The organism is Macellibacteroides sp., assembly GCF_050251695.1.
Classification (GTDB): Bacteria; Bacteroidota; Bacteroidia; order Bacteroidales; family Tannerellaceae; genus Macellibacteroides; species Macellibacteroides fermentans.
In genome coordinates this window covers 1-12251 of record NZ_JBFWMI010000092.1, presented here as the reverse complement: position 1 = coordinate 12251, position 12251 = coordinate 1, and the positions used below count along the sequence as shown (strand labels likewise).

Sequence of the window (12251 nt, the reverse complement as noted above, 5' to 3'; positions counted from 1 at the left end):
ATTTCTTTTCAATTACATGCATAGCAGTAATAAGCCGAAATCGCACATTGCGTTGAACTATTGCATTAATAAATCGAACCGCATTTGGTTTTGTCAGACTATTACTGTCTGCCCCTGGTCGATCTTATCTCTTTAAAATCGTGAGCGATTCCATCTTATCGGCGGTATAAACCTGCATGAAGTAAGGACCGGCAGGCAGATTGCCTATATTCAGGGTGCCATCGGTTACCTGTTGTTGCAGCACTTGTCTGCCTAAGGCATTGTAAAGTGTTACACGTTTCGGAGCACTGTCGCTAAACTGAATAAAACCGTTTGTAGGATTGGGATAGACCACCACAGGCTTCTCCATCGAGATAGGTTCGCTGTCCGTCAGCGTCTTTTTGCTGGTAAGCAATTTGAAGCTGCTTCCGGGAAGCGTTACATTCACCGGATTACTCAGGTTATCCACCACATACGACTCGCCGGTAAACAGATCGTACCAGGTACCCGTTTGTGTAAAGGGCAAAGTTACCGATGTGGCAGAAGTGGTATAGTTACCCGCCAGCACCACATTCAGATCCGGATGCTGCAAGGTAATAAACCGGCCGTTGCTCCAATAACTTTCGCTAACCCGAAGCGTTTCGGTGGACGGATTGGCAAATACCTGCGGGAACTCGTTGCGCAGACTAAGTAAAGTGGCATAGGTGTCGGCCAGCTTCGCCCGGTCCGGATTCTCCAGGTAATCCCATCTCACCGGTTTTTTACCTACGCGACCGTTGTAGTCGATGGAATAATCATAGCCCATTTCACCAAACTGCCAGATCATTTTCGGTCCGGGTATGGTAAACAGAAAAGCCGCATTCATACCGGCTCTCTCCATCTGAACCTGTGTGCTGTTCTTCACCCCATCCACTCCGTAGGTCTTCGCCTTGTAAACGGTACGCTCTTCGTCGTGACTTTCCTGGTATCCTATCATGCTCTTCAGATTCCACTGCCGGGATTGGGCGCTGAGGGAAGAGAAATCCGACTGACTGCTATACCCCATGATACCCTGACAAAATGCATTGTTGGCATTGGCCCACACCATCATGCCGTCTTGTACCAGTTCCAGCTCTTCTGTAGCAACACAGAAGTGCTCCAGAATGGTATAAGCCTTGGGGTTGACCGACTTGATCTTACTGTTGTAATCTTTCAGTATGGCGATACGGCTGGCATCGTAATTGGAGGCCGTTTGCTCTGTGGAACTGTTTTGTGTGAACCCTTTGGACAGGTCGAAACGGAATCCGTCCAATTTATACTCCTTCAACCAATGTTCCAATACCCGCTTGAAGTATTCGCGCGTGCCGGAAAAAGCATGGTTGAAGTCATGGAACACACTGTAGGGATGAGGCGCTGTAACATTGAACCACGGATTGTTGGGAGCAGTAGCAGAACCTTCCCAATATAATTTGGCAAAAGGATGATTACCCGTGGCATGGTTAAAGACAATATCCAGAATCACAGCCATGCCCCGTTTGTGTGCCTCGTCGATAAACTCCTTATAATCGGCTTCTGTACCGTAGGCCTTATCCGGAGCAAAATAGAAACAAGGATTGTACCCCCAACTGTCGTTCCCGTCGAATTCCTGTACAGGCATCAACTCGATGGCGTTTACACCCAACGATTTGAGATAGTCCAGTTTAGCAGTAACCGCTTTTATGGTACCCTCGGTGGTGAAATCGCGTACCAGAAGCTCGTATATCACCAGCTGATCGGCAGGAGGAGCAACAAAATTGGTCGCCGTCCACGTATAGCCGGTCTTGCCGGTCTGTAATATTGAGACTATCCCTTCAGTCTGATTAGGATAGCTTTTCAGATTCGGATACACTGAAGCCGGAATATAGGAGTCGTTAGACGGATCCAGAATCTTTTCGCAATAGGCATCCGCTATCTTCAGACTATTATCCACCAGATACTGGAAAGCATACTCCTTTCCCTTCTCCAGGTTGTTAACCGTAATCCACCAATAATCGCCATCCTTAAATAACTGCCAGGCATTGTCTTTGGTCCAATTATTAAAGTCGCCTATCAGGTGCACGTGACTTTTACCCGGGGCATAAAGAACAAGCGTTACCGAATTATCGTTCAGGTAATTTATTCCATCCTTCACGTTAGCCGGACGAGCCTGAGCAACCGGAGCCGTAGGTGTAAATACAGATTCATTCAGTGTAACAAAGATATCCGCACCACCGGCCGCTTTACCCTCTTTGGTCTTGTCGGCGCTGCGAAACACAAAGGCCAGCTTACTGATCTGTTCGCCGGCAGGTACCCCGTACCACGAACGTACATCGGGCGAAATAGTAAGTTTCCACTTGTCAGAACCCAGCGAAGTAAGCTTATATTTGGCACTGTTGTCACCCCAGGCAGGCGCATATTTCCAATCACTTCCGCTGGTGCTGAGGTTGGTGATAACACCGGTATGGGCATACACATCTCCGGTATAGCCCATCAACCCTTTATTGCCCTGCGTGGCATCAAAGATAATGTCTACAGCCCCTGATTCCGTAACAACCGCAGGTACGGTGGTAACCTGTGCATGCAGTACCGGAAACAAAAACAGAATGATAAATAAGGTGTGTAAAAATCTTCTCATGTGTATAATCTTTATTGGTTAGGAAAGAAAAGGGTATCCATAACCCCCCAAGGAGGATGAATACCCTTTCCGATTTTGTTACATAGTACTGATTACGGAAGCTTTTCGGTCCGGATAATCATATAATGTTTTGTAAGGTCGTTCAGTACAAGCAAGTATTCGCCACCCTTCTCGATAGGGAAGTTATCTCCGCCGTTCGACGAAACCCCAAAAGGAATATTGTTGGTAGTTGTTCCAATACCCCAGTTGTCGGCCCAGTCGTTATCTGCACGGAACTTGATAGTTTTACCAGCAATCAGGTTGATCTTCTGAATCACCCAGATGTGAGGCAATGTTTCAACCATATCCGTATCCGAATCCCATCCGGTAGGAGTAGCATCACCAATCACACCGATTGTAGCATATCTTTTGGCAGTAGCACCTTCGGCATACGGAACCATTGTAAAGGTAAGATCGGCCAGATTTACAGTAAGCGTGTAATAACCATCAGCAGCAGGAGCAGGGAAGTCGCCACCGTCATTGTTGGCACCCATTAAACCGGCACCCTTATAGGCGTAGCAGGTATCCCAGTTTCCGGCCTGCGTGATAATCTTGAAGCCACCGCTCCCGCTCTTGAAGAAACCGGTATAGGTATAAATCTTCTCACCCGGTTTGCTGTCGGCAGCAAACATCGGTTGCAGGTCTTTACCCACATTGGCCTTATCGTTACCCCAGCCGTACAAAGCGCCACCTACAATATAAAGGGCATCCTTCACCGGAACTTCGGCTATATACGGAGTAAATGTAAAGGTTTTAACTTTCGAATATACAACAGGAACCGCTGTTCCGTCGCCACCGGTCGAGCTAACCACAGCTTTAAGACGCAAGTCCAGTGTAAGCGGCTTAGATTCGATGGTATAAGCCATTGCAGCATTATTAAGCATTTTGGCAGTAATTACAGCTCTGTCGGTTGTAGAAGAAACCAATTCTACAGGCTCTTCGAAAGTACCTCCATGAATATCCGCCTGCACGGTATAAGTTACCGAAGCTGCGTACCCGTATTCACCTTTTTCCCAAAGTACATAACCTACCTGGTCGTTCAGGTTGGTTGTTTCTGTAATTACAAAGTTTTCCGGTAACACCTTTTCAAGTTCGGGTGCGACAATATTGTTGAAATCAAGCATTGTCACCTTATCATCCTCTTCGCATCCGAAGAAAGATAAACAGCATAGAACGAGAAAGAATATATTAATTTTTTTCATATTTCTGTTTAATTTATAAGTTGTACAAGCCTTGATTAATAACCTTCATTCTGAATAAGGTTTGTATTGGTACCCATATCATCCGAAGGAATGGGGAATACTTTAAAGTAGCTGGCAACGCCGGTACCGGTAGCAGAACCACCCTTCCAGGGCCATACGTAATCGTTGGAAGTAAACTTACCGAAACGGATCAGGTCCGTACGGCGCTGAGCTTCGTAAAACAATTCGCGTCCTCTTTCATCCAGAATGAAATCAAGTTTAAGATCTGCATCGGCAATAACCGCCTTGCTGTCGTCTGTATAGGCTCTCTTACGCAAGTCGTTGATGTACTTCAAAGCAGTGGCTCTGTCGCCGCCTGTTCCACCTCTCAACACAGCTTCCGCATAGTTCAGGTAAATCTCACCCAGACGGAAGTAGGGGAAGTCTACATACGCTTCGGCACTACCCGGATTAGAACCATCCTTGTTTACGTTATAGAACTTGGCAACAGGTATACCGTTGTCTTTAAACGTAGACTGATCCACAATCTCTACATTGGCAGTAAGTTCGGTACGTAACATGCTTCTGCGTGAGTCGAGAGTGCTGTTGCTTTCTTTTTCGAAAATCTTAAGTAAAGAAGATTTGGCACGAACACCCTGCCATGCACCCTTGGCATTGGTAGCCGACTGCATGTCTGACGAACCCATACACAACAGGTAAGTCATACCACCCCATGTCATGGTCTGGTCGCCATCGTAACGCAATGGATGAATCATTTCTTTAGACAAGTGATTGTCTGCGCGGAACATATCGCCGTAAACCGGTTCTAGCTGATAACCGGCAGCGATTACCTTATTAGAATAGGTGATACATTCTGTATATTTCTTTACACCTGCATACACTTCGGCATTCAGATACAATCTTGAAAGCAAAGCCCAGTTTGCAGCCTTGTTGGCATGACCGTAATTGGCACTAAAACCAACGGTAGGATCAAGCATATCTGCTTCACACTCCTTCAATTCGGTTTCGATGTAGGTAAACAATTCCGGACCCATAATCTGGTCGGGCAATACGTTACCAATCTTGCTGTTTTCAGTTACATGCGGAACATTTCTGTACAAGTCCAAAGCCTGTGTATAACACAAGGCACGAAGGTAACGAGCTTCGGCACGTAAAGTCTTAACCTTTGCAATCACATCAGCAGAGCAACCTCTGGCAGCCAGCTTATCGTCGGATGTTTCACGAAGAAAAGCATTCGCTACACTGATCTGATAAAACAAACGATAGTACGAACCTTTGATCCACGGACTTGAAGAACCCCAGGAGAGGATGTTAAAGTCGGGTATACCCGGGTCGTTCCATGCACAATGCGCTTCGTCGGAAGTCAGCTCCTGCATATTCCACAACACACGTAGGAAAGAAGCCTGGCTACCACCATCGATACCAACCACGTCCTGATCACTGTCGCCACCCGAGTTACCGCCAATTACAAAACCGGCATACAATTTGGCGATGCTTTGCTGGTAAGGTGCGATATCGCTTCCAAATACAACTTCAGAAACAAGCTCATCTTTATCCAAAGGCACCGTATCCAGGTCTCCCGTACAAGAGGTGACACTTAGGGCAGCACTTACCAAGAAGGCGGAAATTACATATTTATATTTATTTGTTCTCATATTTATATCATATTAAAAATTAAGGCTCAAACCAATCATATATACACGTGGACGAGGATAGATATTGTTGTCAATACCGTTGTTGTTGAATTCAGGATCCAGACCGTCGTACTTTGTAATTACAAACGGATTCTGTACCGTTGCATATACTCTTGCTTTTTGATCTTTAGTAAACACTTTGTTGAAAGTATAACCTATCGAAATGTTGTCCATACGCAGGAATGAAGCATTCTGGATATAGTAGTTCGACAAGTAGCGTGCATTGTTGAAGTTTGTATATTCGGCTGTAGTAACACGGTTCTTCAGGAATCCGGTCTGGTCGTACATCTGCGAACCACCCCAAGCTTCACGTTGCGACTGGATGTTGTTGTAAGCATAGTTTCCTAAGCTTGCACGCAATGCGAAGGCGAAATCCCAGTTCTTATAAGACAGCTGAGAAGAGAATCCCATAAATACATCCGGAGCCGCTTTCTTGTAAGTGATCAGGTCTTTTTCGTCGGTTTTGCCGTCGCCGTTCTGGTCTACGTAAGCACCTTCTACAGGCACACCTTCCGGAGTATAAACCTGTTCGTATACATAGAATGAGTTAAACGGTTTGCCAACAGCATGAATCAAGGCGTTGAAACCTGTACCACCATCGATACCACCGTGAATAGCACCCACATAGTTAGGATCGTCATTCAAAGTCATCTTGGTGATCGTGTTCTTGTTGTATGAAATATTATAACCGATGGTCCAGTCCCAATCCTTTGTTACAACCGGGTGAGCGTTGATACTGAACTCAACCCCCTTGTTTTCCAAAGTACCTACGTTGGTAAGCAACTGGTTGCTGAAGTTGGTACCGGCGGCAACCGATACGGTATTCAATAAATCCTTAGTTTCTCTGAAATAGAAATCAAGGGCACCGGTGATGCGGCCGTTCAGGAAGCCATAATCCAATCCGGCATTCCAGGTAGTTGTCTCTTCCCACTTCAGGTTTTCGTCGTATGCCAACGGAGCGATCAGCGAATACTTGGTATCGCCAAAGTAATAGTTGGCACCCGCCTTGCTGTACATGTAACGGGCCATGTAAGGATAGTCGCTGCTACCCAGGTTCTGCTGACCGGTTATACCGTATCCCAAACGCAATTTAAGATCAGACAATGCATCCACATCCTTCAGGAAAGCCTCTTCGTTCATCTTCCATGCCAGAGCAACCGATGGGAACAAACCCCAGCGACCATCCGGGTTAAAGCGTGAAGAACCGTCGTTACGCAATGTAAATGTTACCAGGTAACGATTCAACAACGTATAGTTTAAACGACCGAAGAAAGAAATCAGGTAGTTTTCAGATTCGTATTCGTCGCCTTCCTTATAGAACTCTTCACCCTTCGATTGAGCGAAGGCAGCAGAGTAGGGGTATCTGTTTTTTGTGCTGTTATAGAAATGCTGCCAGGAGTATCCTGCCATCACATCGATGTTGTTGATGCCGATCTCTTTGGCATAATTCAGATAGAAATCAAGTAATGTATTCCGTTTAAGCTGATAATAATAGGTGTTTTCACCAAATCCTTGCTTAAAGTTACCGGAAGTATAGGTCATAGGAGAGTTGTCCGCAATAATCACATCGCCTTCACTTTTTGAAACGTCGTAACCCACATTCAGGTTAGCACGTAAGTCGGGCAAGAAATGCATACGATAATCGATCTGAGCGTTACCGATACTTCTATATACGGTAGACTCGTCGTTACGCTGTTCCAACATGGCAACCGGGTTTGTAAGAGCGATATCTACTGGTTTGCCATCTGTTTTCATATAGATAAAATAGCCGTTTCCGTAGTTATTGTTATCCATATAAACAGGCTGAGTAGGATCAAACTGAGTAGCCATACCGATAGCACCCTGGTTGGCAAAACGGTTGGTGTTATAAACCCCCTTCACATTTAAGTTGATGTTCAACTTCTTGTCGAAGAAATTAGGATTGGCACTTAATGAACCCGTAACACGTTCGAGGTTGGAAGTCTTCAGGATACCATTCTCATTTGTATAAGCCACAGAAGCACGGTAAGGCATATTCGGAATTGCTCCGGAAATACTTACGTTATGGTCTGTGCTGTAAGCCGTTCTGAAAATCTGATCCTGCCAGTTTGTGCTGGTGTTACCCAAAGCCTTGGCCTGATTGCTTCCGGCACCGAATTTTGTAGTTACAAAATTGCGGAAAGTCTCGGAATCCATCACACTTACTTCGTTGTACTTGGTACTAACGGAGAACGAACCGTTGTAATCCACTTTAACCCGGCCGGTCTTACCAGTCTTGGTCGTGATGATGATTACACCGTTTGATGCACGCGAACCGTAGATAGCGGTAGCCGAGGCATCCTTCAGGATTGTAAATGTAGCGATATCGCTGGGGTGAACGGTAGCCAACGGGTTAGACATCCCGCTGATACCCTGATTGTCTACAGGAACACCGTCGATAACGATAAGCGGATCGTTGCTGGCCGACATGGACGAACCTCCGCGGATACGGATTGCAGCCGAAGCACCCGGAGCACCACCATCGGTAACAACACTCACACCGGCAGCCTTACCTACCAGCAGGTCTGAAGCCGAAGTAGCCATACCCTTGGTAAGTTTATCGGCATCAATAGCCAATACAGAGCCGGTAACGTCTTCCTTTTTAACAGAACCGTAACCAATAACCACTGTACCTTCCAGCATAACGGCATCTTCCTGAAGAACCACCATCAATACCGGAGCAGCCTTTACCTCTGTGGGTTTGTATCCTACAAATGAAATGGAAATAGTAGCATCTTGAGGAGCTTGAAGCTGGAAATTACCATCCAGATCGGTTACCGATCCGATTGTAGATCCTTTAATAACAACATTCGCACCAATAATTGGTATACCGCTGGCATCTTTCACATGGCCTTTTACAGTTATTTGCTGTGCAAAGACACCGAGGGAGAATAGTAATCCCATCGCAACAGACAGGATAATTCTAACCTTACAAGAATGAATCTTCTCTTTCATGCATTAGTTAATTTAAGATTAATACTCTATTTTGTGTTTAATTTTAATAATTTCAGTCAACGATGCAAAAGTATATACACAAAACAGATTTATGGGTTAAATAGTTGGTTTAAGCCCTTTTATTCCATGCAAACGATTCCGCAAACGTTTGCACAAATAAGTAAATCTTGTTATAATTTCATAATAAGTTTGTCGGATATGCTAATTGTTAATTAAAAACTATTATTTTTGAGTAATGAAAAGATCCTAACAAATGAAAAAGCGGCAAATAACGATAAAAGATATAGCGAAATCACTTAATGTAGCACCCTCAACCGTATCCAGGGCTCTGGCCGATCATCCGGACATCAGCAAGGAAACAAAAGAGCTGGTTCTTGCTTTTGCCAAAGAGCATAAATACAAACCCAATGCCCTTGCACTGAGTTTGCGCACAAGCAACACCAAAACCATCGGGGTGATACTTCCTCAGATTGTGCATTTCTTCTTTTCATCGGTTTTGTCGGGTATCGAAGACGAGGCCGAAAAGGCCGGATACCGGGTGATCATCTCCCAAAGCAACGAAGTGTTCGAGCGCGAGGTGCGCGGGGCATACACCCTGCAGGAATCCCGTGTGTGCGGAGTGCTTGCTTCGGTGGCGAAAACAACCACCTCCTTCTCGCATTTTCAGGAACTGATAGACAGCGGAGTGCCGGTAGTGTTTTTCGACCGAATCTGTACCGGAATTCTTACAGACCGTGTGGTGGTAGACGACTATGCCGGTGTGCAAACAGCCGTGGAGTACCTTATTAATACAGGCTGCCGGCGTATTGCCTTTTACGGATCCGAATCGCACATGCCCATTTCGCGCAACCGGCGCATGGGGTACGAAGATGCCCTGCGCAAACACGGAATATTTGTGGATAAATCGTTGATGACCATCTGCAATAATTACAAAGATGCCCTTGCAATCACTCCCTCTATGCTTAATTTGCCAGAGCCTCCCGATGCCTTTTTTGCCGTAAACGACGAAACCGCTCTGGGTATCCTCAATGTGGTGAAGGCCAAAGGGCTTAAAGTACCCGACCAGGTATCCATCTGCGGGTTCACAAACAATGCCATCGCAGAGATAAGTAATCCCCAGCTTACGTCGGTCGACCAGCACGGATACGAAATGGGGGCCACCTCCATGCGTCTGCTGCTCGATCATATCGAAGGACGGCGCGAGAGCGATCAGATTGTCAATAAGATAATCAAGACAAATTTGGTTGTCCGCGAAACCACCCGCTGACTTTTTTAGTCCGGCGGGCTTCGCTTTTCAGATTAATTCACTAAGTTTGCTGCGGTGAAAAACCTTAAAGCATCATTTTATGAAGAAAAAACCTTTTTTGAACTTCTGGCAAATATGGAACCTTACCTTTGGTTTCCTCGGTATACAATTCGGATTTGCACTGCAAAACGCAAACTCAAGCAGAATTTTACAAACCTACGGAGCAGATGTGGAACATCTTTCGCTCTTCTGGCTGGCAGCGCCGCTAACGGGGATGATCATCCAGCCCATCATAGGTCATTATTCGGATAAAACATGGTGCCGGTTGGGCCGCCGCCGTCCGTTCTTCCTTGTGGGAGCCATCCTTACCACCATCGCTCTGGTGCTGATGCCCAATGCGGACCTCTTCTTATCGCCCGGAACGGCCCATGCCATCTTGTCGCCGGTATTGATCGGAGCCGGTATGCTTATGATTATGGATGCCTCCATCAATGTAACCATGGAACCATTCAGGGCCCTGGTGGGAGATATGTTGCCGGACGAGCAACATACCAAGGGATTCTCCATCCAGACATTCCTTATCGGGGTGGGAGCCGTGGTAGGCTCGCTGTTACCCAGTATCATGAATAACTTTTTCGGACTGTCCAACACCGCTGATCCCGGCGAAGTGCCCGACAATGTGAAAGTGGCCTTCTACGTTGGGGCCGCCATCCTGTTCAGCAGTGTGATGTGGACCATCGTTAAGACCAAAGAATATTCGCCTGAGGAGCTAGCCGCTTTCTCCGAAATGGCAACAACCTCCGAAGTAAAGAAAAAGAATGGTTTCCTCGAGATACTGCACGATATCAGGCATATGCCCAAGGTAATGGTGCAGCTCGGGATGTGTCAGTTCTTCTCCTGGTTTGCCCTCTTCTCGATGTGGGTTTATACCACACCTGCACTGGCGCAACATGTGTACGGCGTAACTGACCCCGCATCTGCGCAGTATGCGGTGGCGGCCGATAAAGTGGGAGAGCTCTTCAGCGTATACAACTTTGTGGCCATGCTGTTTGCCCTGATGCTGATACCCATCGCCAAAGGAATCGGCCGGAAAGCAACCCATGCCGTATGCCTTCTGCTGGGAGGCGGGGGACTAATCACCATGTACCTGTTTACCAATCCGGACCTGATGTTCGCCTCCATGATAGGTATCGGTATAGCCTGGGCAAGTATCCTGGCCATGCCCTACGCCATCCTATCAGACAGTCTGCCTCCCGCTAAAATGGGAACTTATATGGGAATATTCAACTTCTTTATCACCATTCCCCAGATAGTAAACGGCGTAATCCACGGCTGGATAGTAAACCACGTGTATAACGGTCAGCCAATCTACGCCCTTTTAACCGGCGGATGTTTCCTGATCCTTGCAGCCGTTTCGGTAACCCTGATCAAAGAAAAGTCCAAAGTAAAGGCTTGATATTATCAGTAGATTTAAACACAACCGGCAAAGAACGAAAACTAATCGTCACCCTTACGGGAGGCGTAGATTTCATTTCCTCTTGCCATGTATAAAAACAAAGTACATCAACAAGCAAGCCACCAGTGCCATGGCGCCACCAAAATAGAAAGGCACTTTGCTGTTCATATGGTCGTACATCCATCCGCCTATGAAACTGGCTGGAAGCAACGTGAAACCAAGTGTAGCGTGATATAGTCCATAACCAGTACCTTTCATTTCCTTCGTTGTAATGTCTGAAACAAACGATTTTTGACTTACATCTGTAAGTGCGCTATAAATGCCATACAAAACAAAAAGAGGTATAAAGGCATAGAAACTAGTACAATACCCAAAGAGCAAATAAGTTACGGCATAAACAGCGAAACCCGCAACTATCAATTTCTCACGTCCTATTTTGTCTGATAATTTGCCTACAGGAATCGCTAACAAGACAGAAGTAGCATTAAAAATCATGTATATAAAAGGTATCCAAGCCTTGTCTATCCCTGTTTCTGATGTCTTTATAAGTAGCAGTGCATCAGACGAATTGCCCAATGAGAACACAAACACTATCATCAGAAAAAGATAATATCGTTTGGGCAACATTCTTATAGAAACCATTTTCTTCGCTTTCTTATCAGCCCATTTCACTTCCTTAACTCCTATAATTACTGCCAACACACCCAATATGGCAGGAATCGTCGCCCACAAGAAAAGACTGTGATAATCATTGCACAGAAGATAGAGCAACAAACTCGCAAGTAACGGACCTACAATGGCACCGCTATTGTCCATAGCCTTTTGAAATCCAAAGTTTTTACCTATCTCATTTTTATCAATGGATGCAACTATCAGACTATCACGGGGAGCAGCTCTCAATCCCTTTCCTATTCTCTCGGGGAAGCGGGCAATTAAAACTTGCCATGGTAGTGTTACCAATGCATAAAAGGGAGTAAAAATAGCCGTAAGACCATACCCCAAAATCATGAATGGCTTATTGCGACCTATT

The 12251-nt window shown here is 45.8% G+C and carries 7 protein-coding genes; 2 read left to right on the top strand and 5 right to left on the bottom strand.

What is annotated here, in order from left to right:
- Positions 1 to 124: 124 nt before the first annotated feature.
- From AB7E53_RS12185 to AB7E53_RS12170, 4 genes are all read right to left on the bottom strand, one after another.
- Positions 125 to 2611, bottom strand: coding sequence for an alpha-amylase family glycosyl hydrolase (locus AB7E53_RS12185; RefSeq protein ID WP_446775915.1), 2487 nt, complete (start codon positions 2609 to 2611; stop codon positions 125 to 127).
- A gap of 92 nt (positions 2612 to 2703) precedes the next feature.
- Positions 2704 to 3852 carry a SusF/SusE family outer membrane protein gene (locus AB7E53_RS12180; RefSeq protein WP_446775913.1) on the bottom strand — a complete coding sequence of 383 codons (1149 nt, stop codon included), beginning with the start codon at positions 3850 to 3852 and terminating at the stop codon, positions 2704 to 2706.
- Between the two features lie 35 nt (positions 3853 to 3887).
- Positions 3888 to 5507, bottom strand: coding sequence for a RagB/SusD family nutrient uptake outer membrane protein (locus AB7E53_RS12175; RefSeq protein WP_446775911.1), 1620 nt, complete (start codon positions 5505 to 5507; stop codon positions 3888 to 3890).
- A 12-nt stretch (positions 5508 to 5519) separates the two neighbouring features.
- Positions 5520 to 8519 (bottom strand): SusC/RagA family TonB-linked outer membrane protein, encoded by a 3000-nt coding sequence (locus AB7E53_RS12170; RefSeq protein ID WP_446772817.1) that lies wholly within the window; start codon positions 8517 to 8519, stop codon positions 5520 to 5522.
- A gap of 253 nt (positions 8520 to 8772) precedes the next feature.
- On the opposite strand from AB7E53_RS12170, the gene AB7E53_RS12165 reads away from it, so the two are divergent.
- Complete coding sequence (locus AB7E53_RS12165; protein ID WP_179399520.1) at positions 8773 to 9786, top strand: LacI family DNA-binding transcriptional regulator; 1014 nt, start codon at positions 8773 to 8775, stop codon at positions 9784 to 9786.
- 79 nt (positions 9787 to 9865) lie between these two features.
- Positions 9866 to 11221, top strand: a complete 1356-nt coding sequence (locus tag AB7E53_RS12160; protein WP_446775908.1) for an MFS transporter — start codon at positions 9866 to 9868, stop codon at positions 11219 to 11221.
- 72 nt (positions 11222 to 11293) lie between these two features.
- Here AB7E53_RS12160 and AB7E53_RS12155 read toward each other — a convergent pair.
- On the bottom strand, positions 11294 to 12251 hold a 958-nt coding region (locus AB7E53_RS12155; RefSeq protein WP_446775906.1), incomplete at its 5' end, for an MFS transporter.

Excerpts from the sequence above, each read along its gene's own strand:
- AB7E53_RS12185 (WP_446775915.1), bottom strand. The coding sequence starts at position 2,611 with ATGAGAAGATTTTTACACACCTTATTTATCATTCTGTTTTTGTTTCCG.
- AB7E53_RS12180 (WP_446775913.1), bottom strand. The coding sequence starts at position 3,852 with ATGAAAAAAATTAATATATTCTTTCTCGTTCTATGCTGTTTATCTTTC.
- AB7E53_RS12175 (WP_446775911.1), bottom strand. The coding sequence starts at position 5,507 with ATGAGAACAAATAAATATAAATATGTAATTTCCGCCTTCTTGGTAAGT.
- AB7E53_RS12170 (WP_446772817.1), bottom strand. The coding sequence starts at position 8,519 with ATGAAAGAGAAGATTCATTCTTGTAAGGTTAGAATTATCCTGTCTGTT.
- AB7E53_RS12165 (WP_179399520.1), top strand. The coding sequence starts at position 8,773 with ATGAAAAAGCGGCAAATAACGATAAAAGATATAGCGAAATCACTTAAT.
- AB7E53_RS12160 (WP_446775908.1), top strand. The coding sequence starts at position 9,866 with ATGAAGAAAAAACCTTTTTTGAACTTCTGGCAAATATGGAACCTTACC.